At 60.0% G+C, this 24556-nt stretch carries 21 protein-coding genes and 1 tRNA gene; 14 read left to right on the top strand and 8 right to left on the bottom strand.

Features of this window, described 5'->3' with window-relative positions; genetic code table 11:
- Positions 1-5: 5 nt before the first annotated feature.
- From JT51_RS04435 to JT51_RS04500, 14 genes are all read left to right on the top strand, one after another.
- The gene (locus JT51_RS04435; protein ID WP_037308285.1) at positions 6-1196 is read left to right on the top strand and encodes a toxic anion resistance protein; all 1191 of its coding nucleotides are present in this window, start codon (positions 6-8) and stop codon (positions 1194-1196) included.
- A gap of 13 nt (positions 1197-1209) precedes the next feature.
- Positions 1210-2166 carry a DUF2927 domain-containing protein gene (locus JT51_RS04440; protein WP_419177296.1) on the top strand — a complete coding sequence of 319 codons (957 nt, stop codon included), beginning with the start codon at positions 1210-1212 and terminating at the stop codon, positions 2164-2166.
- 21 nt (positions 2167-2187) lie between these two features.
- Positions 2188-3336 (top strand): SPFH domain-containing protein, encoded by a 1149-nt coding sequence (locus JT51_RS04445; RefSeq protein ID WP_037308287.1) that lies wholly within the window; start codon positions 2188-2190, stop codon positions 3334-3336.
- 4 nt (positions 3337-3340) lie between these two features.
- Positions 3341-3883, top strand: a complete 543-nt coding sequence (locus JT51_RS04450; RefSeq protein ID WP_037308290.1) for a hypothetical protein — start codon at positions 3341-3343, stop codon at positions 3881-3883.
- Complete coding sequence (locus JT51_RS04455; protein WP_037308293.1) at positions 3880-4971, top strand: TFIIB-type zinc finger domain-containing protein; 1092 nt, start codon at positions 3880-3882, stop codon at positions 4969-4971. Before JT51_RS04450 ends, JT51_RS04455 begins: the two co-directional genes overlap by 4 nt.
- A gap of 101 nt (positions 4972-5072) precedes the next feature.
- Complete coding sequence (locus tag JT51_RS04460; protein ID WP_037309486.1) at positions 5073-5741, top strand: nitroreductase; 669 nt, start codon at positions 5073-5075, stop codon at positions 5739-5741.
- 25 nt (positions 5742-5766) lie between these two features.
- The gene (gene dtd, locus JT51_RS04465; RefSeq protein ID WP_037308296.1) at positions 5767-6204 is read left to right on the top strand and encodes a D-aminoacyl-tRNA deacylase; all 438 of its coding nucleotides are present in this window, start codon (positions 5767-5769) and stop codon (positions 6202-6204) included.
- On the top strand, positions 6204-7307 hold the full coding sequence (locus JT51_RS04470) for a glycerate kinase type-2 family protein (protein WP_037308298.1): 1104 nt from the start codon (positions 6204-6206) through the stop codon (positions 7305-7307). Before dtd ends, JT51_RS04470 begins: the two co-directional genes overlap by 1 nt.
- A gap of 51 nt (positions 7308-7358) precedes the next feature.
- Entirely contained in the window at positions 7359-9353 is a 1995-nt protein-coding gene (locus JT51_RS04475) for a CocE/NonD family hydrolase (protein WP_037308300.1), read from the top strand.
- Positions 9354-9477: 124 nt separating this feature from the next.
- The gene (locus tag JT51_RS04480) at positions 9478-11064 is read left to right on the top strand and encodes an ABC transporter substrate-binding protein (RefSeq protein WP_037308302.1); all 1587 of its coding nucleotides are present in this window, start codon (positions 9478-9480) and stop codon (positions 11062-11064) included.
- 15 nt (positions 11065-11079) lie between these two features.
- Entirely contained in the window at positions 11080-12036 is a 957-nt protein-coding gene (locus JT51_RS04485) for an ABC transporter permease (RefSeq protein WP_037308304.1), read from the top strand.
- The gene (locus tag JT51_RS04490; protein WP_037308306.1) at positions 12033-12848 is read left to right on the top strand and encodes an ABC transporter permease; all 816 of its coding nucleotides are present in this window, start codon (positions 12033-12035) and stop codon (positions 12846-12848) included. The genes JT51_RS04485 and JT51_RS04490 overlap by 4 nt, the downstream gene beginning before the upstream one ends.
- Complete coding sequence (locus JT51_RS04495; protein WP_037308308.1) at positions 12845-14482, top strand: ABC transporter ATP-binding protein; 1638 nt, start codon at positions 12845-12847, stop codon at positions 14480-14482. Before JT51_RS04490 ends, JT51_RS04495 begins: the two co-directional genes overlap by 4 nt.
- Before the next feature lie 162 nt (positions 14483-14644).
- A complete protein-coding gene (locus JT51_RS04500) occupies positions 14645-15484 on the top strand; it encodes an alkaline phosphatase family protein (RefSeq protein WP_037308311.1) in 840 nt (279 codons plus the stop codon).
- A gap of 15 nt (positions 15485-15499) precedes the next feature.
- On the opposite strand, the gene JT51_RS04505 is transcribed toward JT51_RS04500, so the two are convergent.
- From JT51_RS04505 to JT51_RS04540, 8 genes are all read right to left on the bottom strand, one after another.
- Positions 15500-16423, bottom strand: coding sequence for an alpha/beta hydrolase (locus JT51_RS04505; RefSeq protein ID WP_037308315.1), 924 nt, complete (start codon positions 16421-16423; stop codon positions 15500-15502).
- Positions 16424-16435: 12 nt separating this feature from the next.
- Positions 16436-18325, bottom strand: coding sequence for an acyl-CoA synthetase (locus tag JT51_RS04510; RefSeq protein ID WP_037308317.1), 1890 nt, complete (start codon positions 18323-18325; stop codon positions 16436-16438).
- Positions 18326-18481: 156 nt separating this feature from the next.
- Positions 18482-20302, bottom strand: a complete 1821-nt coding sequence (locus JT51_RS04515) for an ABC transporter transmembrane domain-containing protein (protein ID WP_037308319.1) — start codon at positions 20300-20302, stop codon at positions 18482-18484.
- 127 nt (positions 20303-20429) lie between these two features.
- A tRNA-Gly gene (locus JT51_RS04520) sits at positions 20430-20503 on the bottom strand.
- A 140-nt stretch (positions 20504-20643) separates the two neighbouring features.
- Entirely contained in the window at positions 20644-21780 is a 1137-nt protein-coding gene (gene nagA / locus JT51_RS04525) for an N-acetylglucosamine-6-phosphate deacetylase (RefSeq protein ID WP_037308322.1), read from the bottom strand.
- Positions 21777-22805, bottom strand: a complete 1029-nt coding sequence (locus tag JT51_RS04530; protein ID WP_037308325.1) for an SIS domain-containing protein — start codon at positions 22803-22805, stop codon at positions 21777-21779. The genes nagA and JT51_RS04530 overlap by 4 nt, the downstream gene beginning before the upstream one ends.
- Before the next feature lie 19 nt (positions 22806-22824).
- Entirely contained in the window at positions 22825-23574 is a 750-nt protein-coding gene (locus tag JT51_RS04535) for a GntR family transcriptional regulator (RefSeq protein WP_037308328.1), read from the bottom strand.
- Complete coding sequence (locus JT51_RS04540; RefSeq protein ID WP_037308330.1) at positions 23561-24436, bottom strand: BadF/BadG/BcrA/BcrD ATPase family protein; 876 nt, start codon at positions 24434-24436, stop codon at positions 23561-23563. Before JT51_RS04540 ends, JT51_RS04535 begins: the two co-directional genes overlap by 14 nt.
- Positions 24437-24556 lie beyond the last annotated feature (120 nt).

Genomic DNA, 24556 nt, shown 5'->3' on the forward strand with positions numbered 1-24556 from the left:
ACCCCATGTCCGATGAGATCAAGAACAAGGCGGTCGAAGCGGAAACGCTGGTGCAAGAGGTCACAGCCGTTGCCCTGCCCGACCCCACGGCCGAGATTATCTCGCTGGAAGAGGCAGACGACCCGGTCAGCGCCGAGATCCGCAAGCGGATGGATGAGATCGACATGGACAACACCAATTCGATCGTCTCGTTCGGCTCGTCCGCTCAGGCCGAGTTGCAAGAGATCAGTCAGGCCATGCTGGCGGATGTGCGCAATAAGGATGTCGGCCCTGCAGGGGATAGCCTGCGCAATATCGTGACCACGATCCGGGGCTTTTCCGTCAGCGAACTGGACGTACGCCGCGAGCGCAGCTGGTGGGAACGGCTGCTGGGCAAGGCGGCCCCTTTTGCGAAATTCACGGCGCAATTCGAAGACGTTCAGGGTCAGATCGACAGGATCACCGACGATCTGCTGGGCCATGAGCATACCTTGCTGAAAGACATCAAGTCGCTGGACCTGCTGTATGAAAAGACACTTGGGTTTTATGACGAACTGGCGCTTTATATCGCGGCGGGTGAGGAAAAGCTGACCGAGCTGGACAGCCACGATATCCCGGAAAAAGAGGCGCAGGTTCAGGCTGCGCCAGAAGAAGAACAGGTGATGAAAGCGCAGGAGCTGCGCGACATGCGCGCCGCCCGTGATGATCTGGAACGTCGCGTGCATGATCTGAAACTGACCCGGCAAGTAACAATGCAATCGCTGCCTTCGATCCGCTTGGTACAGGAAAATGACAAATCGCTGGTGACCAAGATCAACTCGACTTTGGTCAACACCGTGCCACTGTGGGAAACCCAGCTGGCACAGGCCGTCACCATCCAACGCAGCGCCGAGGCCGCCTCGGCCGTGCGCGAAGCCAACGACCTGACGAATGAACTGCTGACCTCGAACGCGGCCAATCTGCGTCAGTCGAACAAGATGATCCGCGAGGAAATGGAACGCGGTGTGTTTGATATCGAAGCGGTCAAACAGGCCAATGCGGATCTGATCGGTACGATCAATGAAAGCCTCGCAATCGCGGATGAGGGCAAAGCCAAACGCGCCGCCGCCGAGCAGGAGTTGCAGAAGATGGAAACCGAGCTGCGCGATACTCTGGCCTCGGCCAAGGCGCGCAAGGACGGGATCGGCGACAACGCCGGAACGGCAGTCCCGGGCTGACGGCGGGCTGGGTGTGCGGTTGTCGGTCTATCTGAAGCCCCTGTTGGGATTTGTATCGCTATTGGCGCTGGCCAATTGCGATGAAACTCTGACGTCTTCGGTTGTTCCGAAACCGCGCCCGGTGGCCGCCGCCCCTGCGCCCAATGCCTATGTCCCTGCATCCGCCGCCAGTCAGGATCTGGCCCGGTTTTATCAACGGGTTGAACGTGATCTGCAGACCCGGGGTATGCTGCGCGTGGACGGCGGCAACCACGACACGCCTTATGATGCCGATGATCTGGCGCGTAACTTTGAGGCCATCGCCTTTTACAGCGAATACCCAGACCACGCAGTAACGGCCCCTACGCAGCGCACGGATGGGCAGCTGAGCCGCTGGTCGGTCCCGGTGCGCGTGCAGGCAGAATTTGCCCCCTCGGTCGCCCCCGCCGCGCGCGAGAAAGATGCCGCTGAGGTTGAGGCGTTTACCGCACGGCTGGCTCGGCTGACAGATCACCCGATCTCGGTCGTCAATCGCAAGGCCAATTTCCATGTCTTCTTTGCGGGCAAAGATGACAGCGCCTATGTGGTTCAGCGCCTCAAACAACTGATCCCCGGCATCAGCACGCCCTCGCTGGATCTGGTCGCAAACCCGCGCGCCAATATAGATTGCCTTGTATTTGCGTCTCCGACCTCGGCGGCGCCCTTTCAGTTTGTACGCGCGGTGACGCTGATCCGGACCGAACTGCCCGATCTAACGCGCCGCAGTTGCATTCACGAGGAAATCGCCCAGGGGCTTGGCTTGTCCAATGACAGCCCCGCGGCGCGACCGTCGATTTTCAACGATGATGATGAATTTGCGCTGCTGACAAGCCATGACGAAAAGCTGCTGACAATGCTTTACGACCCACGCCTGAAACCCGGAGTGTCGGCAGAAGACGCCCGCCCTGTGGTACGGATTATTGCACGCGAATTGATGGGCCAGCCTCTCTGAGCCCTAGGAAAGGAGACCCCAATGGGTATTTTCGATTTTCTGACCGGAGAATTCATCGACGTCATTCACTGGGTCGACGACACCCGCGACACCATGGTCTGGCGGTTTGAACGCGAAGGGCATGCGATCAAATATGGCGCCAAGCTGACCGTGCGCGAAGGACAGGCGGCGGTGTTTGTGCACGAAGGGCAACTGGCGGATGTGTTCACGCCCGGTCTTTACATGCTTGAGACCAACAACATGCCGATCCTGACGACCCTGCAGCATTGGGACCACGGCTTTCAGTCCCCGTTCAAGTCCGAGATCTATTTCGTCAACACGACCCGCTTCAATAACCTGAAATGGGGCACCAAGAATCCGATCATGTTGCGCGATCCGGAATTCGGCCCAACCCGCATTCGGGCCTTTGGCTCTTACACCACGCGGGTAAAGGATCCGGCGAAATTCATGATCGAGATCGTGGGAACCGACGGCGAATTCACGATGGATGAGATCAGCTTTCAGATCCGCAATATCATCGTACAGGAATTCAGCCGCGTGATCGCCGGATCAGGCATTCCGGTTCTGGACATGGCCGCCAATACCGCCGACCTGGGTAAGCTGATCGCGGCCGAGGTTTCGCCCGTGCTGGACGGCTATGGGCTGGAAATGCCGGAATTCTATATCGAAAACATCTCGCTACCGCCTGCGGTAGAGGCGGCGCTGGACAAGCGGACATCCATGGGGTTGGCCGGTGATCTGGGCAAGTTCACCCAATACTCCGCTGCTGAAGCCATGACCGCAGCCGCCAATAATCCCGGTCAGGGTGGCGGTATGGGTGCGGGTCTTGGCATGGGAATGGGAATGGCGATGGCACAGCAGATGTCGAACATGGCAGCGGGTCAGCCCAGCGGCCCGTGGGGCGGTTCCGCCCCCGCTGCCTCGCAACCGGCAGCGCACGCGGCCCCGCCGCCTCCGCCTCCGGTCGAGCATGTGTGGCATATCGCGGTGGATGGTCAGACAAGTGGCCCGTTCTCGAAGGCCAAGATGGGTCGCATGGCCACGGATGGAGAGATTACGCGTGACACCCATGTCTGGACTGCCGGTCAGGACGGCTGGAAAAAGGCTGGCGATGTGCAGGAACTGGCACAGCTGTTCACAATTCTGCCGCCCCCGCCGCCCGGAAGCTAACCCCGTGACTAACGCCGATCGGGTGGCTCCTTATTCCCAGCGCGACATCGCGTGCGCGGTCAAACTGTGCGCGCTTCTGGGGTGGGTAGGCGTTATTGGCGTGCCGATTTTCTCTCACGCCTATCGAATTGGCCTGGATCTGAACTCGCTGTCCCTTGTTTTCTGGTATGCATTATTTGGCCTGCCAATTTCACTTTTCATTTGTTGGTTGTTGGTCAAACCGTTTTTGCGAATCATGATGCGACGCAAGACAAGCTATGTCCGCGCAGCATATTGGGGTGCAGGAATTGGGTTCAGCCTTGTGGCCGTTTGGGTTGCCTTCAGCCGTTACAGAGGGTGGCGCAAGTCACAGGAATCCAAGACTAAGTCCAGCTATGGAGACGGCAAAGATACAATAGAAGTAAACGGCCTATTGACTGATTACGGTTGGTGGTTACTTGTTCAGAACTCATTCCAGTTCATCCTGATCTGCACCCTCGCGGCCTTGATCGTGCGCCTGATTATCGGTCCCGGAAAATACGACCTTCCAATCGAGGCAAAGCAATGACCGACGAACACAGATTTCCCTGCGACCAATGCGGCGCGGATTACCGGTTCAATCCTGATGACGGCAGCCTGTCCTGTGATCATTGCGGACATTCCGAGGCCATCGGCGCTGGCCCCTGGGGCGGTGCCAGCCTGAAAGAGCTGGATTTTGACGCGGCCATCGCCGACCAGTTGCCGGACAGCGAGATCGAGGAAACCCGTGTCCTGTCCTGCCCCAACTGCGCGGCTCAGGTCGAGTTCGACCCTGCCACTCACGCTGCGGAATGCCCGTTCTGCGCCACGCCTGTGGTCACGGATACCGGGGTCAGCCGACATATCAAACCGCGCGGCGTCTTGCCCTTTGCGCTGGATGAACGCACGGCGCATAAGGCGATGGGGGATTGGTTGGGTCGGCTCTGGTTTGCGCCCAACGGGTTGAAGGATTACGCCCGCAAAGGCCGCAAGATGCAGGGCATCTATGTGCCCTATTGGACGTTCGATGCCGACACCCAATCCAGCTATCGCGGCGAACGTGGTACGGTTTACTATGAAACCCGAACCGTCATGCGGGACGGCAAGCGCGTCCAGCAGCAGGTGCCCAAGGTGCGGTGGTCGCCAAAATCCGGCCGCGTGGCGCGGTTTTTCGACGATGTTCTGGTGCTGGCATCACGCTCGCTGCCCAAAAAGTACACCGATGCGCTGGAACCCTGGGATTTGCCCGCGCTGGAACCCTATCAACCCGAGTATCTGGCCGGATTCCGGGCCGAGGCCTATACCGTAGAACTGCAGGAAGGTTACACCGAGGCACGCGGGTATATAGCGCGGGTGATCGAACGGGACGTGCGGTTTGACATCGGCGGTGACCGCCAGCGGATACATGCGATTGATACAGATGTGCGAGACGTGACCTTTAAGCACATTCTTCTGCCGGTCTGGATGGCAGCCTATAAATACCGCGGCCAAACATACCGGTTCGTGGTGAACGGCCGCACCGGCCGCGTTCAGGGAGAGCGCCCCTGGTCGGCCATCAAGATCACCATTGCCGTTGTTCTGGGGCTGCTGGTTGCGGCGGGCGTCGGGTATCTGATGGCGACCGGCCAGCAAGGGTGACCTAAAGCCCAAGCATCGAAGATTTATAGTGACTGCGCTTGAACTTCCGCTGGGCAGCCACCATTCTGGCGTGCGTTAACGCCAAGGGGGAGGAGGCCAGAGTGACGCTGTTCGATCTGAACCAACTGCTGGCCGCGCGCCATTCGTGCCGCGCGTTTCGCCCCGATCCGGTGCCAAAGGATCAGATCGCGCAAATTCTGACCAGCGCCGCGCGTGTGCCCAGTTGGTGCAACGCCCAACCCTGGCATGTAGCCGTCACCAGCGGCGAAGAAACCGACCGGTTTCGCACGGCGATGCAAAATGAGGCCGCGACCGGCGCCCCTGCCCCGGACCTGCCGTTTCCCATGTCTTACTCCGGGATTTACAAGGATCGCCGCCGGGCGTGTGGCTGGGCTTTGTACGAGGCGGTGGGCGTGGAACGCGGTGACCGGGCGGGCTCGGCCCATCAGATGATGCAGAATTTCTTGCTGTTTGGCGCGCCGCATTGCGCCATCCTTTCCAGCCCCAGAGAGTTGGGGGCTTATGGCGCGATGGATTGCGGCGGGTTCGTCACCGCCTTTTCACTGGCCGCGCAAGCCTTGGGTGTGGCCACGATCCCGCAAGCAGCGGTGGCCGCCTACAGCCCGTTCCTGCGCAGGTATTTCGACATTCCCGATGACCGGGCGGTTTTATGTGCGATTTCCTTCGGCTATGCGGATAAGGATCATCCAGCCAACAGTTTTCGCACCAAGCGTGCCGATCTGAGCGAGATCGTCGACTGGCTGGAATAGCAAACGCAGCAGGCGGAGAACGAATTTGCGCGCAGTATTACAACGTGTATCTCATGCCAGAGTTTCGGTTGAAGGTCAGGTGATCGGCCAGACCGGGCCGGGTCTGATGATCCTGGTCTGCGCGATGCAGGGCGATGATGAAAAAGCGGCGGATCAACTGGCCGCCAAAGCTTCCAAACTGCGTATCTTCAAAGATGATGCTGGTAAAATGAACCGGTCGGTGGTGGACATCGAAGGCTCGGCGCTGGTGATCAGTCAATTCACGCTGGCCGCCGACACGTCACGCGGGAACAGGCCGGGTTTTTCCGAAGCGGCCCCGCCGGAGGTGGGTAAACACCTGTATGAGGTCTTTGCCCAGCGGCTGCAGACCCACGGCGTGCCGGTCGAAACCGGGCAGTTCGGGGCGGATATGGCTGTGGAACTGGTCAACGACGGGCCGGTGACGATTTGGCTGGAAAGTTGATGGGCGGACCCGAACAGGCAATTCGCATCTGGCAGGCTGGTGTAGCGGCTGTGGGTGGCCACGCGGCGACCAGCAAAGTGTTGCGCGATATCGCCAAGCCCGATCAGATACTGGCCGTTGGCAAACCCGCAGCGGCAATGGCCCGTGCGGCGCTGGAACATTTCGGGCCGCGCCCGACGCTGGTGGTTACCAAGGACGACCATGGGCGCGATCTGCCCGAATATGTCACGGTGATCGAGGCGTCGCATCCCATCCCCGACGCCCGCAGCCTTCGGGGTGGCGCAGCCCTACGCAAGGCGGTCGAGGCGATGGAACCCGGCACGCATCTGCTGTTACTGGTCTCGGGCGGGGCCTCATCACTGGCCGAAGACCTAGTGCCTGGCAAATCGCTGTCTGATCTGGAACTGTTGAACAAGAAGTTGCTGGCAGCGGGTCTGGATATCACCGCAATGAACACGGAGCGCCGCAAGCTTTCGCGGATCAAGGGCGGTGGATTATTGTCTCATTTCCGGGGCGGGGAAGTCACCGTTCTGGCGATATCGGATGTGCCCGGTGATGACCTGAATGTCATCGGATCGGGTATCGGGGCCATTCCCGACCATTGCGGCTTTCAGGCCGAGGCCCGGATCGTGGCCTCGAACGCCCATGCGCGCGCGGCGGCGGTGCAGCTTGCCCAAACCGAAGGTCTGCCCGTGCTGGCCAACGAAGAATGCCTGCACAACGATTACCTGAAGGTGGCTGAAACACTGGGTGCGCGCACACGCGCCATGCCCCACGGTGTCATGATCTTTGGCGGCGAGCCAACGGTGGTCCTGCCGGACGACCCGGGACGCGGCGGGCGTAATCAGGCGCTGGCGCTGGCGCTGGCCCGCGAGATTTCAGGCAGCGAGGGGATCACGGTCGTCGTTGGCGGAACCGATGGCACCGACGGTCCAACACAGGCCGCCGGCGGCATTGTCGACGGGACCACTTGGGGCGACGGCGCAGCACTGGCGTTGCAGCGGGCGGACAGCGGTCATTATCTGGATCGCAAGGGGGCTTTGCTGGTGACAGGCCCGACTGGGACTAACGTAATGGACCTTCTTGTCGCAATCCGCCACTGATCCGACGATTTTGACCTGACCTCAAAAACGCAAGACCCGGACATTGAGCAAATGAACCACCCCTCAAACGCGCTGCGTGACATCGACGACCTCGCCGACGTTGGTATCGAGATGCCGGACGGCTGCCGCCTGTCCGCGCGGGTCTGGCGACCCAAAGACGCCGAGGAAAACCCTGTTCCGGCCATCTTGGAATTTCTGCCCTATCGCAAACGCGACGGGACTGCGGCGCGGGATGCTTTGACCCATCCGTGGTTTGCCAAACGTGGCTATGCCTGCATTCGCGTTGACACGCGCGGCAACGGCGACAGCGATGGGCTGATGGAGGACGAATACACCCAGCAAGAGCAAGATGACGCGGTCGCGGCAATTCAATGGCTGGCCGGGCAATCGTGGTGCACGGGTAATGTCGGGATGATGGGCATAAGCTGGGGAGGGTTCAACGCGCTGCAAGTCGCGGCGATGCAGCCCGCGCCGCTCAAGGCCATCATTACCCTGTGCTCGACCGCCGACCGCTATGCTGACGACATTCATTACAAGGGCGGTTGCCTGCTGAACGAGAACCTGGGCTGGGGCGCGACCATGTGGTCTTATTCGTCACGCACACCAGACCCGGCGCTGCGCCCGAACTGGCGTGAGGCGTGGCTGGACCGGCTAGAAAATGAACCCTTCTTGCCTTCAGTCTGGCTGCGGCACCAGACACGGGACGGTTATTGGCAGCATGGGTCTGTCTGCGAGGATTTCAGCGCCATCCAAGCCGCGACACTGGCGGTTGGCGGCTGGGGTGACGGGTACAAGAACACGGTGCCGCGGCTGGTTGAACAGCTTGACGCTCCGGTCAAGGGGATCGTCGGCCCCTGGGTGCACAAATACCCCCACTTCGCGGTACCCGAACCCCGGATCGGTTTTCTGCAAGAGGCGCTGCGCTGGTGGGATCACTGGCTGAAAGGTCTGGATACCGGCGTCGACCAAGACCCCGATTACCGCGCGTACCTGATGGATGGTGTACGCCCGCAGCGGTGGTACAGCGAACGGCCGGGCCGGTGGGTCGCCGAAGACACGGGGGCGACATCGCATCTGCCCTGTCAGACGCTGCGCTTATCCAATGACGGTCTTGGACAAGCCGGGCCGCTGGATGTCCGGGTCAGCTCTCCGCAAACCTGCGGCATGGAAAGCGGTGAATATTGCGCCATCTGGCTGGGACCGGACATGCCGGGGGATCAGCGCCCCGACGACGCGCTGTCAACCTGTTTCGACGGCGCGCCACTGACCGAGGATCTGAGTATCGTCGGCGCACCCCGCGTCCGGTTGCGCATCAGCGCCAATCGCCCGCAGGCGCAGGTTGCGGTCCGGTTGAACCATATCCACCCGGACGGGGCCACGACCCGGATCACCTATGGGGTGCTGAACCTGTCCCATCGTGACGACCATGCCCGGCCAGAACCCCTGACACCCGGCACCCCGTATGACATGACGCTGGACCTTGATCACATCGCCTATCGCGTTCCCAAAGGGCACCGGCTGCGGATTGCTGTTTCCAGCGCTTACTGGCCGCTGATCTGGCCATCCCCCGAACCGGTTGAGCTGCACTTGACGGGCGGTGACGTAACGATCCCTAACCGGCAATCGCCGGGTTCGGATGAATATCAGTTTCCCCCGCCCGATTCTGAGACCCCGCAGGACGTATCGACGCTGCGTAACGTCAAAAACGCGCGACGGGTCGAAACGGATATGAACTCGGGTGAAACACACCTGGTCATCGAGGATGATTTTGGCCTGATCAAAGACAACCAGCATGGCCTGGTTTACGGTGGAACGGCCTATGAATGTTGGTCGATTCACCCCGACGACCCCTTGTCGGCAAAGGGCCTGTGCCGCTGGACGCAACAGATGATCCGGGGTGATATCGACCTGCGCACCGAAACGTCCTGCGAGATGTGGTCCGACAACCGGGAATTTTTCCTAAAGGCCACGCTAAAAGCCTATGAAGGCGAAAAACTGGTATATTCAAGGGATATGGAGGACATCGTTCCACGCAATCAGATATGACTTTCGAACGATTCCGCGCCAGACATTTGTCCTTGTCCGCCGGGTCGAAATGCGCCAACTTTGACTCAAACGCCAATAAAAAGCCCGCCAAGGGCCAAAATAACCACCAACGGGAGATCTTTGGATGAACGAACAACTCACTCACATGACCACACAGGTAACAGCCGGAAAGCTGACCCGCCGCGAATTTATGGGGAAAGCTGCGGCCCTGGGTGTATCTGCTGCTATGGCCAGCACGATGTTCGCCGACGCGGCACGCGCGGCCGGGCCGAAAAAGGGCGGTACACTGAAGTTTGGCCTGCAGGGCGGCGAATCCACCAACTCGCTTGACCCGGCCACCTACGCCAGCTCGGTTCCGTTCGTTAACGGTAAGCAGTTTGGCGACACGCTGGTCGAGGTTGCGCCGGATGGCACGATCGAACCCCGCCTTGCCGAAAGCGTCGAAGGCAGCGCGGATGCCAAGGTCTGGACTTTCAAGATGCGTCCGGGGGTCGAATTCCACAACGGCAAGACCGTGACCACCGAAGATGTTCTGAAGACCATGGAACGTCACTCGAACGAAGATTCAAAGTCCGGTGCCCTGGGCATCATGAAGGGCATCGAGTCGATGAAGGCTGACGGCAACAACTTTCAGGTCACCCTGACAGAGCCGAACGCCGACCTGCCCTATCTGATGGCCGATTATCACCTGATCATTCAGCCCGATGGCGGCATGGACAACCCCGGTGCAGGCATTGGGACCGGCCCCTATAAGGTCGAAGTGGACGAGCCCGGCGTGCGCCATGTGTACACCAAGTTCGACAACCACTGGAACAGTGACTTCGGTCATTTTGACAGTGTCGAAGTTGTCGTGATCAACGATGCAACCGCACGTACGGCGGCGCTGCAATCCGGTCAGGTTCACGCGATCAACCGGGTCGAGCCCAAGGTTGCCGACCTGCTGGGCCGCGCACCCAATCTCACGGTGCATTCGACGGCTGGTCGTGGTCACTATGTCTTTATCATGCACTGCAACACCGCGCCGTTTGACAACAACGAACTGCGCCTGGCGCTGAAGCACGCGGTCAACCGCGAAGAACTGGTGGACAAAGTCCTGCGCGGCTACGGCTCGATCGGGAATGACATGCCGATCAACGCTGCCTATCCGCTGTTTGACGAATCGATCGCCCAGCGTGAGTTCAGCACCGAGAAAGCGGCAGAACACTATAAAAAATCCGGGCATGATGGATCGCCGATCATCCTGCGGGTCGCCGATGGCGCCTTTCCGGGTGCTGTGGATGCCGCAGCCCTGTTCCAGCAGACAGCAGCGCAAGCCGGTATTCCGCTGGAAATCCAGCGCGAACCGAATGATGGCTACTGGTCCGAAGTATGGAATGTTCAGCCCTTCTGCGCCTCGTATTGGGGTGGCCGTCCGGTGCAGGACCAGATGTATTCGACCGCCTATCTGTCGACTTCCGACTGGAACGACACACGGTTCCAGGTTCCTGCCTTCGATGACATGCTGTTTGCGGCACGCGCCGAGTTGGATCCGGAAAAGCGCAAGGGTATCTACAGCCAAATGGGCCGGATGGTCCGCGACGAGGGCGGCCTGATTTGCCCGATGTTCAACGACTTTGTTGAAGGCGTCAGCAATCAGTTGGCCGGATGGGGCACAGATCCCACCCAAGAACTGATGAACGGCCAGATGTCGCGCAAAATGTGGTTCGCCTGATACGGATCAAGGATTATGCATCCCATCATCAAATTGGTTTCCCAGCGCCTTGCGCTGGGACTCTTGTTGCTGCTTGGCGCTTCGGCCCTTATTTTTGGCCTGACCGAAGCCCTACCCGGAGACGCCGCGCAAGCCGTCCTGGGGCAGTCCGCCACACCTGAGGCCCTGGCAAACCTGCGCGAAGAAATGGGCTTGGACCGCCCCGCGCTGACCCGCTATTTCGAGTGGCTGGGAGGCATCGTTCAGGGTGATCTGGGTCATTCCCTGACCAACAAACTGGATATTGCTGAATCAGTCGGTGGCCGTCTGGGCAACACGCTGTTTCTGGCATTCTGGGCCGCCATCATTTCGGTGCCGCTGGCCATCTTTCTGGGCCTTCTGGCCGTGCGGTATCGCAACCGCTGGCCGGACAAGCTGATCTCGGCCGTGACCCTGACCACCATTTCAATCCCCGAATTTCTGATCGGTTATGTTCTGGTCTATTTCGTTGCGGTTAAGCTGGGTATGTTCTCACCGCTGGCCATGATCAATGACAGCATGACACTGGGCCAAAAGCTGAATTCCATTGCCTTGCCCGTCATCGTTCTGACGTTGGTTGTTCTGGCGCATATGATGCGCATGACACGGGCCGCGATCCTGAACGTGATGCAATCGGCCTATGTGGAAACGGCCGAACTGAAGGGTCTGAGCAATTTCAAGATCATCTACCGCCACGCGCTGCCCAACGCGGTTGCGCCCATTGTCAACGTTGTGATGCTGAACCTGGCTTATCTGGTTGTCGGTGTCGTCGTGGTTGAAGTGGTGTTCGTCTATCCCGGCATGGGACAATACCTGGTGGATCACGTGACCAAACGTGACGTGCCTGTGGTTCTGGCCTGCGGTGTGATTTTTGCCGCCATCTATATCGGACTGAACATGGTTGCTGACATCGTTGCCATTCTGGCCAACCCAAGGCTGAGGCATCCGAAATGAAGAACATCCCAATCTCTGCAATGATCGGGCTGGCCTTTACAGCCCTGTATTTCATCATCGCCATCTTTGCCCCTCTGCTGGCCCCCTACGGTATGGCCGAAGTTGTCGGCGATGTGTGGGAGCCATCCAGTTCGCAATTCTGGCTGGGAACCGACAATATCGGGCGCGATCTGCTGAGCCGCATGATCTATGGCGGCCGCACGACGATCTTCATCGCCACTGCCGCGACGATCCTCAGCTTTGTGACCGGCTCGACCCTTGGCTTTCTGGCTGCCGTTCTGGGTGGCTGGGCTGATCAGGTCATGTCGCGCCTTGTCGATCTGATCATGTCGATCCCGACCCTGATCTCGGCGTTGGTGGTTCTGGCGATGGTTCCGGTCACCATTCCGGTGCTGATCATCGTCATGGGCCTGCTGGACGCGACCCGTGTCTATCGTCTGGCCCGTGCGGTTGCGGTGGATATCGCCGTGATGGACTATGTCGAGGCGGCCAAGCTGCGGGGGGAACGTCAGGCCTGGATCATCTTCCGCGAAGTCCTGCCCAACGCCCTGTCACCGTTGGTCGCAGAACTGGGCCTGCGGTTCATCTTCATGGTTCTGTTTGTCTCGACCCTGTCTTTCCTGGGCCTGGGCGTTCAGCCGCCGCTGGCGGATTGGGGCGGCATCGTGAAGGAAAACAAAGATGGCATCGTTTATGGCATCGGTGCGGCGCTGTACCCCGCCGTGGCGATTGCGACGTTGGCGATCTCGGTCAACCTTGTGGCTGACTGGGTCCTGAACCGTACAACTTCGCTGAAAGGAGGCCGGGGATGAGTGATACCCTTCTCAAGGTCCGCGACCTCAAGATCGGCGCGACTGTGTACCCGCCGGGTGAGAAACCCCATGACATCGAGATCGTGCACGGGGTCAGCTTTGACCTTGAGCGCGGCAAGGTGCTGGGGCTGATCGGAGAATCCGGGGCCGGCAAATCCACCATCGGTCTGGCCTCGATGGCCTATGGCCGGGGCGGGGTCGAGATCACCGGAGGCGAGGTTTGGGTCAACGGGCGCGACATCCTGAAATCTCCTCACGGGGATATCCGCAAGCTGCGGGGGGGCGAGGTTACCTATGTCTCGCAATCCGCGGCGGCATCCTTCAACCCTGCCAAGAAGATCATGGATCAGGTGGTTGAGGCTGCGGTCGAACAGAAAAAGTTCAGCCGCAAAGAGGCCGAGCGTCGTGCGCGCGAACTGTTTGCCAAGCTGGGTCTGCCCGATCCGGACAATATCGGCGAGCGCTATCCGCACCAGGTTTCGGGCGGTCAGTTGCAGCGGTGCATGACTGCGCTGGCGCTGTGTCCCGAACCCGATCTGGTGGTGTTTGACGAACCGACGACGGCACTGGACGTGACCACACAGATCGACGTCCTGATGGCGATCAAAGAGGCCATTGCCGACACTGGCGTTGGCGCGCTGTATATCACCCACGATCTGGCAGTTGTGGCGCAGGTCAGCGACGACATCATGGTCCTGCGAATGGGCGATATGGTCGAATACGGCAGCACCGACCAGATCATCAACAACCCGCAAGAGGGATACACCCAGGCGCTGGTCTCGGTTCGGTCCATCGAACACGAAGAGAAAAAGCCCACACCAGAACCGGTGCTGAGCGTTGACGGTATCACCGCGCGCTACAAGGGGTTGAACTTCGACGTGTTGCACAACGTCAATGTCGAGCTTCATCCGGGGCAGACATTGGCCGTTGTGGGCGAATCCGGCTCGGGCAAGTCGACACTGGCGCGGGTGATCACCGGGTTGCTGCCGCCGCGCGATGGCGAGATCACCTTTGCCGGCCGCAAGCTCAGCCCCAATCTGAAGGGCCGCAACCGCGAAGACCTGCGCGAGTTGCAGATGATCTATCAGATGGCTGACGTGGCGATGAACCCGCGCCAGACAGTTGGTACGATCATCGGACGCCCGCTGGAGTTCTACTTCGGTATGCGCGGCGCTGAAAAACGCAAGCGGATCATCGAATTGCTGGACGAAATCGAGCTGGGCGAAAAGTTCATGGATCGCTATCCGGCGGAACTGTCCGGTGGTCAGAAACAGCGTGTCTGCATCGCCCGGTCGCTGGCGGCCAAGCCCAAGTTGATCATCTGCGATGAGGTCACTTCGGCGCTGGATCCACTGGTGGCGGACGGCATCCTGAAGCTGCTTCTGGACCTGCAAAAGATCGAGGATGTGGCATATCTGTTCATCACCCACGATCTGGCCACGGTCCGCGCAATCAGCGACAGCATTGCGGTGATGTATCAGGGGCGCGTGGTGCGGTATGGATCAAAATCCGAGGTTCTGAGCCCGCCGTTCGACGACTATACCGACTTGCTGCTCAGCTCGGTCCCCGAGATGCATCTGGGCTGGCTGGAAGAGGTCGTCGCCCACCGCAAGATGGAAAGCGCCGGAAACTGATCTGCCCCCCGCAGTGTAACAAGCTGATGAAACTTTGAAATCCCGGCGCTTGGCATGATGACAAGCGTCGGGATTTTGCTATTGGGGGCGCGAACTGACGGCCGGAGGCAAACGAATCCCCTTAGGTCGGACAAAACCGCAATTTTTTCACGAGATCGAACCATGGACCGTAAACTGCTACTGATCGTTCTGGACGGCGTCCCCTGGCGCAACTTTCGCCGCTTGTTCGGCAACCTGGAAGGCTGGGTCGACAGCGGCGAAGCGCAGGTCTGGAAGATGCGCGCGGTCCTGCCGTCGACATCCGCCAGTTGCTATGCCTCGATCCATACCGGTGTGACGCCGCAGGAACATGGCTGCACCGGCAATGGCAATGTGTTTCGGTTAAGCCACAAGGACGTGTTCAGCCAGGTGCGCGAGGGCGGTGGCGTCACGGGTGCTGTGACGCACAGCTACTGGTCGCAATTTTTCAACCGCCATCCGTTCGATTACGTCCGCGATGTCGAATACGACGAACCCGAAAGCCAAACCATCAACCATGGCCGTTTTCACAGCATGACCGGCTATGGCAAGGCCAATCAGATGACGCCCTGCGACGTGGACCTGTTCGGCACGCTGACCAATCTTTGTCTGCGCTTTGGGCTGGATTACGGCATCCTGCACACCTGCACGCTGGACAGTATGGGGCACCGGTTCTTCCACGATTGCGAAGAAATGGATCACGCCTGTTTCGTCATGGACGAGATGCTGGCCCCCTTCATCACACGCTGGCGGCAATTGGGCTATGAGGTAATCGTGACCGCCGACCACGGGCAGGACGAACGCGGCCACCACGGTGGGCGCAGCCCGATGCAGCAGGAAACGGCGCTGTATTACTTTGGCGACGCCAAGGGCCCGGACGCGGATACCGTGATCGACCAGTTGCAACTGGCCCCCACGATCCTCAGACGTATGGGCGCACCGGTGGCAGAGACCATGAAAGCCAAGTCTTTCCTGACCTGGTAACAGGGGTTGCGGGGGTCAGTCGTAGGACCAGATCCCCTGCCCCAAAGCTTCGATCCCGACCGAGATCCTCTCAAAGCTGTCGGCCGCGCGTTTCACTGTCGTACGGGCGCGCAGATAGCCATGAACAAGGCCGGGCTCATTGATCCAATGGGCCTGTCCGCCTGCTGCGGTGATCTTGTTGCAATAGGCTGACCCGTCGTCCCGCAAAGGGTCGCAATCCGCCGTCACCACAACCGTGGGCGGCAGATTGGAAAAATCCGTGTCGTGCAGCGGCGCAAAGCTGGGATCGTTTTCCGGAACCGGGCCGCCACTGCGCAATTTCTCATAGAACAGGATATCATCCAGTGTCAAAAGCGGCGCATGGGCGTGTTCCACGTATGATCCCTGCGATGTGTCGCCGCCCAAGCCCGGATAGATCAGAACCTGACCCAGCACATTATCCAGACGTCCACGCGCGTGATGTGCCACTGCAGTTGCCAGGTTACCCCCAGCACTGTCGCCTGCCAGAATCAAAGGGTCGCCAAATTCCACTGCGGCCCAGGTTGTCGCTGTCCAGGCGTCCTGAAACTGTGCCGGGTGCAGATGTTCCGGGCACAGACGATAATCGACCGAGACGATCCGATACCCGGTCTGCGCGCAAATCTCGGCACAGACATCATCGTGGCTGTCCAGCCCCCCGACAACAAAACCGCCGCCATGAAAATAGACAACGGTCCGCGTTGGATCACCGGCAGAATAGACCCGGACAGGCACGCCATCGGCGGGCCTGTCCTGCGTTTCCACACCTGCGGGTCGAGGTTGGCGAAAGCTCTGACACATTGCGTCATACACCCGCCGCTGATCATCGACTGACAGATCGACCGCATCGTCGGGGTAACTTTCAGCCGTTCGTCTTATGAACGCCCATGTCTCTTCGTCGATCAGACGTTCATAATCCATATCACCTCCTGATCAGGCGGCCCATTCCCACGGTCGGGTGAACGATCCCAGCACTTTGTTGACATCGTCCTCGGAGGAACCGTTCGCGTCAAGCTGCGCAACAAGTCCACGCTTCTTGTCGTCGATGACCGACGAGACCCGCGCGGTAACGCCACCCTCTTCCAGCGCGCTGTCGTAGATCCGCGTGATCGCCTGTTTGCGCAATTCTGGCTTGAAGACCTTACCGACCGCAGTTTTCGGCAGTTCGGACAGGATCGTCAGATGTTTCGGCTGCGCTGCGCGTTCATGTACGTGCACTTTGCAGAACTCCATCAGTTCCGCCTCGGTCACGCTGGCCCCATCGACCAGTTCGACAAAGGCACAGGGAACCTCGCCTGCGTGGGAATCCGGCTGTCCGATGGCACCAGCAAAGGCTACCGCATCGTGACCCAGCAGGGCCTCTTCGATTTCCGCCGGGTCGATGTTATGACCACCCCGGATGATCAGGTCTTTGGCGCGGCCGGTGATCCACAGATAGCCGTCCTCGTCAAACCGACCCAGATCGCCGGTGCGCAGATATTTGTCGAAGTGATAGAGGTTCGTGTTCTTGTCCACCTCGGTATAGGTGTTGCCCGCATACACCCCGGGGTTCGAGATACAGATCTCACCAATCTCATCAGCGGCGCATTCCTTGGGCCCATCGGGGCCGTCATGCAGAATTTTGACATCCGTATAGGGGAAGGGAATCCCGATTGACCCGATTTTCTTTTCGCCATCCACCGGGTTGCAGGACACCAGACATGTCGCCTCGGTCAGACCATAACCTTCGACGATGGTGACACCGGTGGCTTCTTCGAAGCGGCGGAACAGTTCAACCGGCAACGGTGCCGAGCCCGAGAACGCGGTTTTCACGCTTGAGATATCCGCATCCACCGGACGCTGCATCTTGGCGGAAATCGCGGTGGGCACGGTGATGATGAACGAGATTTTCCAGCGTTCGATCAGTTTCCAGAAATTGTCGAACACCCCGTCTCCGCGATATCCGGCAGGTGTCGGGAACACCACATGCGCCCCGGACGCCACAGCGGCCATCATGATCACATGCACCGCAAAGACGTGGAACATGGGCAGCGGGCACATGATCACATCCTCGTCCGAGAACATCAGCGTACTGCCCAGCCAGCCGTTGTAGATCAGGCCGGAATACTTGTGCTGCGCCACCTTGGGCATCCCGGTCGTACCGCCGGTGTGGAAGTAACAGGCAACACGGTCTTCCTTGCTGTCCTCAAAGGTCAGCGTCGTGGGCTGTTTGGCCAGTTCCTGATTGAAATCCTTGTAATCGGCGTGCGCCAGGTGTTCCTTATCCCCCATCTTGGGGCGCAGGAAGGGCACCAGCCAGGATTTGGGCGGTGTCAGATATCGGTTCAGATCAATCTCAAGAATGGTGTTGACCTTGGGCGCGTGGCGTACCGCCTCTTCGACCTTTTGCGCCACATCGGTTTTGGGAAAGGCCTTGAGCGTCACCACAACCTTGGCCCCGGTTTCGCGCAGGATGGCGGCGATCTGTTCGGGCTCAAGCAGCGGGTTGATCGGATTGACGATCCCGGCAACGGCCCCGCCCATCATGGTGATCAGCGTTTCATTACAATTGGGCAGCACATAGGCAACAACGTCCTTTTCCCCAATCCCCAACGAGCGGAACAGGTTCGCTGCCTGATTGACCTTGCCCAGCAGTTGGGACCAGGTCAGCGTTTCGGCCTTGTCCTTCGGGCCCGACATCAGCTGAAAGCTGATCGCATCATTGTTCGGAAACTTGTCCGTTGTGCGGGACAGCATCTGGTGGAATGTGACCGGAACATCCCGATCCTCCCACGACATTTCCTGCTCAATCCTCGCTTTGTCTTCTACGCCCACAAAGGCCATGCGGTTCCTCCCTTATCGTCTCCCATGTCATGCACGGGTTTGTTTTCCACGTCAGGATGGAAGCAAAACCGCGCATGTGCAAGCAAGGGCATAGCGACAGCAGAGGTAATTTTGTAGATTTACGCAGCGGCGGTCGCGGCTTGCCCAAACGTCAAGTCACTCGGCGGCGACACCGTCGGTGAACTGAAGCCGGGCCAATCGGGCATACAGACCGTCTTGCGTCACAAGGTCATCATGGGTGCCCTGCGCCACGATCTGCCCGGCCTCCAACACAATTATCCGGTCGGCTTTTTTCACGGTCGCCAAACGGTGTGCCACGATCAGCGTGGTGCGCCCGGCCCGCATCTGGTCAACCGCACCCTGCACCGCCCGTTCGCTTTCGGCATCCAGCGCCGAGGTCGCCTCGTCCAGCAGCAGCACCGGCGCATCGCGCAGGATTGCGCGGGCGATGGCGATGCGCTGTTTTTGACCGCCTGACAACATGACACCGCGTTCACCGACAAAGCTGTCATACCCTTCGGGCAGGGCCGAGATGAAATCATGCGCGGCGGCCGCCCGAGCGGCGGCTTCGACTTCGGCATCGGTTGCGTCCAATCGGCCAAACCGGATGTTTTCACGGGCCGAGGCCGCAAAAATGGTCGGGTCTTGCGGAACCAGCGCCATATGGCTGCGGAAATCGGCGCGATCCAGATCGCGCAGATCGACACCATCCAGGCTGACGCGCCCCGCATCGGGGTCATAGAACCGCTGGATCATCTGGATGACGGTTGTTTTACCGGCACCAGAGGGGCCAACAAAGGCCACGGTTTCACCGGGGCTGACCCGCAAGGACAGGTGATCCAGCGCCACCACATCCGGGCGCGCCGGATAGCGAAAGGTGACATCGTCAAAGCGGATCTCACCCCGGACCGGCACTGGCAGAGCCTTTGCCGAGGCAGGGTCGATCACCGTGTCCTGGACGTTCAACAATTCGACCAGACGTTCAGTCGCGCCTGCCGCGCGTTGCAGCTCGCTCCAGATTTCGGACAGGGCTGCCACGGAACCGGCCATGATGATCGAATAGATCACGAACTGGATCAGAACCCCTTCGGTCATCACGCCGTTGCGGACATCGTTTGCCCCCATCCACAACACGCCGACAATGCCCGAGAACACCAGAAAGATCACGATAACCGTCAAAACAGCGCGCGTTTGAATACGCCGCAACGAGACGACAAAAGATGTCTCGGTCATGTCACCGAACTGCTTGCGGCTGGCCTGTTCGTGGGTAAACGCCTGCACGGTCTGGACCGCGCCCAGCGCCTCACCCGCATTGCCGGACGAGGCCGCGATCCAGTCCTGATTTTCGCGGCTGATCACCCGCAGGCGACGCCCAAGCACCAGAATGGGCACCACAACCAGCGGAATCAGCAGCAACACCATGCCCGTCAGCTTGGCCGAGGTCAGCAGCATCAGAACCAGCCCGCCGATGAACATCAGCATATTGCGCAGGGCAATGGACACGGACGATCCCAGAACCGACTGAATAAGGGTGGTGTCGGTGGTAATCCGGCTTAGGACTTCGCCGGTCATGATGCGTTCGTAGAACTCTGGGCTCATCCCGATCACGCGGTCGAACACGGCCTTGCGGATATCGGCCACCACCCGTTCACCCAGCCGGGTGACCAGCGCATAGCGGATGCCGGTTCCGACAGCCAGAACCGCAGCAATGACCAGCGCAGCCAGAAAGTACCAATCCAGCAGCTCACCATCTTCGATGCGGAAATTATCTACCACGCGGCGCACTGCCAGCGGCAAGGTCAGGGTCATGCTGGCAGTCAACGTCAGCGCCATCGTCGCGCCAATCATCAACATCCGGTAAGGCTTCATGAACGGCCACAGCGACGACAGAATGCCAATCTTCTTCGAACCTGCGCGCTCTTCGCTGGCACCGGGGGCAGGTTTGCTTGCTGGGCTGGCGGAGGTGGTTCTTGCCATGTCTGGCCCTTACGTCATATTCGGACTTGTTGATCGCTTCTTGGCGGCAGCAGCACACGGGGTCAAGCGGCGGGGCGCGAAATCACCGCCCGAAAGGGCCATTTGACGCAGAATTTGGGGGATGATCTGGAGCGGGCGGCGGGAATCGAACCCGCGTCATTAGCTTGGAAGGCTAAGGTCTTACCACTACACAACGCCCGCTCAACGGGGGTCGGTTTAAGCGATGCGTCTGGTGTCGTCAAGCGTCGTTCGCGCGCGGAATTCAATTTTGCCGCGCGCTGCTGCTGACGCATTCAAACGGCAACGCAGGGCAGTTCGAGTGCCCCCAGGCATCACGCTTATTACTGGGCCGCTGAAAGCCAGGCACATGATTGGAGGTCAGCCGACACCCGGATCATCGAATTGAAATTGAGTTGTGACGCGCCGGGCAAACCTATCAACTGCGCAGGATAGGTTGTGGCGGCAAACAGCGCATCCTGTAGCGGCACACCGACCTGATGAACCAACACCCGCAACGCGGTTGTCAGGTCAAGATCGGCCCCGGCCAGCGTCCCGTCTTCCAGGGTTAGCCGCCCGTCGGTTCGGGTGATCCGGCGGCCTTCCAACCGGAATTCGGTTTGCTCTGTGCCCGCCACGGCCATGGCGTCGCTGACCAAAAATATCCGCCCCGGCTGGGTTTTGGCGGCCCACGCGGCCCGCATCACTTCGGGGTGGACGTGGATGCCATCGGCGATCAAACCCGCCGACAAGCCGCCATTGGCAAGCGCTGCGCCGACCACGCCCGGCTCTCGGTTTCCAAGCTGGCTCATGGCGTTGAACAGATGGGTTACACAGCGCGCGCCTGCCTCGGCGTACCGCTGGCAGGTGGCAAAGTCCGCATCGCTGTGCCCCAATGAAATCAGGATTCCGGCATCGGCAAGCGTCTTAACCTGCTGTTCCGAAACCGCCTCGGGGGCGATGGTGACCTTGAGGCACGGCAGTTCACTTGCTGCCGCGATCAGTGCGGTCAGATCCGCATCTTCCATGGGTCGGATCAGCGCCGCGTCATGGGCCCCCTTGCGGGCAACCGACAGATGCGGCCCCTCAAGATGCAGGCCCGCCACACCGGGCACGCCTTGGCGCACCGCCTGTATCGCGGCCTTTATCGCCGCCTGTGTTTTTTCTGCCGTGTCGGTGATCAGCGTGGGCAACAGGGACGCCACCCCCAATCGGCGGTGCGCGCTGGTGATCCGGCGGATCGTCTCAACCGACGGATCATCGTTGAACATGACGCCGTCGCCGCCGTTGACCTGCAGGTCAACGTAACCGGGGCTGAGGATGTCCCCGTTCAGGTCAATCACCCGCCCTTCGGTCGGCAACTCGGATTCAGGCAGGATTTCGGCCGATGCGCCATCGCGAAAGAGGATCGCGCGGCCATACAGCAAACGCGCGCCGTCAAAGACGGGTCCGTTCCGAAATGCTACCGTGCCTGTGGTCATACGGTCTCCGTCACTTTTTTCAGATGCCGAGGGGCGTCCGGGTCGATGCCCCGGCTGCGCGCCACGGCCTCAATCATGCTGTAGAACGAGGTGATAACGCTGATCGGGTCCGTCAGCCAGTGATCGGTGCGCGTCACCGGCAGGCTGTGCGCGCGCGCCACCTTGTCCGTCGCAGCGAACACCGTCGCGCCCTTGTCCGCCAGCGCATCCGCAGCTTCGGCAGTGGCCTGTTCTGCGGCGTCACGGGCGGCAAAAACAATCGTTGGAAATCCTTCCTCAACGATTGAGACCGGCCCATGCAGAACCTCAGCCGCCGAATAGCTTTCGGCGTGAATCTGGCAGGTTTCCTTGATCTTCAATGCCGCTTCGCAGGACATCGCATAAGACGGCCCGCGCCCTAGCGTAAACAACGACCTGCCGGTAATCGTTTCAGCCGCTGCCGACCAGTCACATTGCGCCGCCTGTTTCAGGTGGTTGGGTAAAGTATGAAGGGTTTTGCTAAGTTCGACGTCCCCCTTGATTTCCGCCAGCAACCAAAGCCCGGCCACCAGAGAGGTGACAAAGGTCTTGGTGGCGGCCACACTCAGCTCTGGCCCGGCGTGCAGGGGCAACACCGCATCGGCGGCATCGGCCAAGGGTGACCCCGTGGCGTTGGTAATCGCAACCGTCACCGCGCCCGAGGATTTCAGGGATCGCGTCATACCCACGATGTCCGGGCTTTGCCCTGACTGAGACACCGAAAGGCATAAGGCCCCCCTTGCCTTTAGATCAACGCCATAGATCGAACTGACCGACGGCCCGACCGAGGCGACGGGTAGGTTCATCAGCAGCTCACTGGCGTATTTCAGATAGGTGCAGGCGTGGTCGGATGACCCCCGCGCCACCGAGATCAGAAACTGCGGGTCCGCGTCCCGCACCTTGCTTGCCGCCTGCTGAATGTTGGCAGCACCCTGGGTCAGTAATCTTTCAACGGCATCGGGTATCTCAAGGACCTCCTGACGCATCTTCGAACTGTGTTCCGTCATGAACTTCCGGCCTTTCCGGTTACAACCGCAATTCGGCGACAAAATCGTAGGCGTCACCGCGATATAGCGACCGGGTCAGTTCGGCGACCCGCCCGTTTTTGAGGAAGGAGACACGCTCGATATTTAGTCCGGCGGCCCCTTCTGGTACATCCAGAAGCTCGGCCTCGCGCGCCGCTAGGTTAAGCGCCGAAATCTTCTGCACCGCGCGCACCGGACGCCTGCCCAGACCATCCAGAACTTCATACAACGAGGTGGTCACCTCGATCGGGTTCGGCAGGATGTCCAACGGCAGGGCAGCGCGTTCCAGCGCCAAGGGGCGGCCGTTCGCCTCGCGCAAGCGGTAGATGCGGGAAATCTGCTCTCCATCCGACAGGCTCAGCGCCTTTACCTCTTGGGCGGTTGGGGCAAATACCCCACGCTCCAACCATTTGGACGTGGTTTGCATCCCCCGGCTCGCCATATCCTCAGTGAATGAGGTCAGATGCTTTAGCGATTGCTCGACGCGCGGCATCCGTTCGCGAATGAAAGACCCCGACCCCTGACGCTGTTCGATCACACCTTCCTGAACAAGCTCCTGAATGGCCTTCCGTACCGTGACGCGTGACAGATCCGTAATTTCGACCAGTTCACGCTCCGATGGCAGCGACGCATTTGGGGCAAGCACACCGGTGTCGATCCCCTCTTGCAACCTACGCCGCAACTGGACGTATCGCGGACCATTTTCCGGTGTCAGCCACAAGTCGGCGCGCAGGAATTCAGTGATGCTCATGCCGGACCTCCGCTGCCAACGCCAGCGCCCCTGTCAGCGGCTCACCCAAGGGTGGGCGGATGGCGGATTGCATATCGGTAGGCAGGTAATCTGCGTATTGCATCGCAATGCCCCCCGTCAGGCAAATCGCCTTGCCAGCCTGCCAACCCAGTTGTTTTGCGATACCCGCGATATAGTCGGCCCCAGCCCGCATGATCAGCTGGGCGACCTGATCACCAGACCGGGCCGCCGCAGTCACATCCGGCGCAAGCGCCCCGAACTGGGCGGGTGTCGCAGCACCCGCAAAGCGCACGATACCAGCCGGGCCATGCAGGTCCGCCAACAGTTTCTGCGTCAGTCCGGTGTCGACTTGCGTGCCATCATATGCGCAAAGCGCCGCAGACAACGCGCGCCGCCCGACCCACTGGGCCGATGCCTCATCCCCAAGAACCGATCCCCAGCCCCCGGCAAACCGCATCACACCATCCTGCTGCGCTGCAAGGAAAGATCCGGTGCCGCAATGCGCAATCACGCCGTCCTGCGCACCAAGGGCCCCACGCAATGCCGCAGGGCGGTCATCTTCTATCCGCGCGTTCGTCAGCCCCAACGCGGCCCGCAGGCGATCCGCCATCCGCGCATCGGTTACACCGGCCAGCCCGACGAAAGCGGGCCATTTGATCATGTCCCGAACCTTGACGCCAAGCACACCGGCCAAGTCTTCAATCCCAGCTTTGATCTGAACAAGCGCGCCATCAAAATCGGTCGAAACATTGGCCGCACCCGTTTCGACACTATGAAAGGTGTCGCCAATCCTACAGGCAACGCGGCAGCGCGTTCCACCGCCATCCACAGCCATTACAGCGCTGATCCGAGACTCAGTCATGACAATACCATTATAATACCTTTTCTCACTGCGAAAGCCTGAAATCACCAGAGTTGATGAAAAAATTCGCCCTAAAACGAAAAATACGACCACCAAGACCAGTATAATAAATTTGTAGAC

Origin of the sequence: Ruegeria halocynthiae, assembly GCF_000743705.1 — a bacterium.
In the GTDB taxonomy this organism is placed as follows: Bacteria; Pseudomonadota; Alphaproteobacteria; order Rhodobacterales; family Rhodobacteraceae; genus Ruegeria; species Ruegeria halocynthiae_B.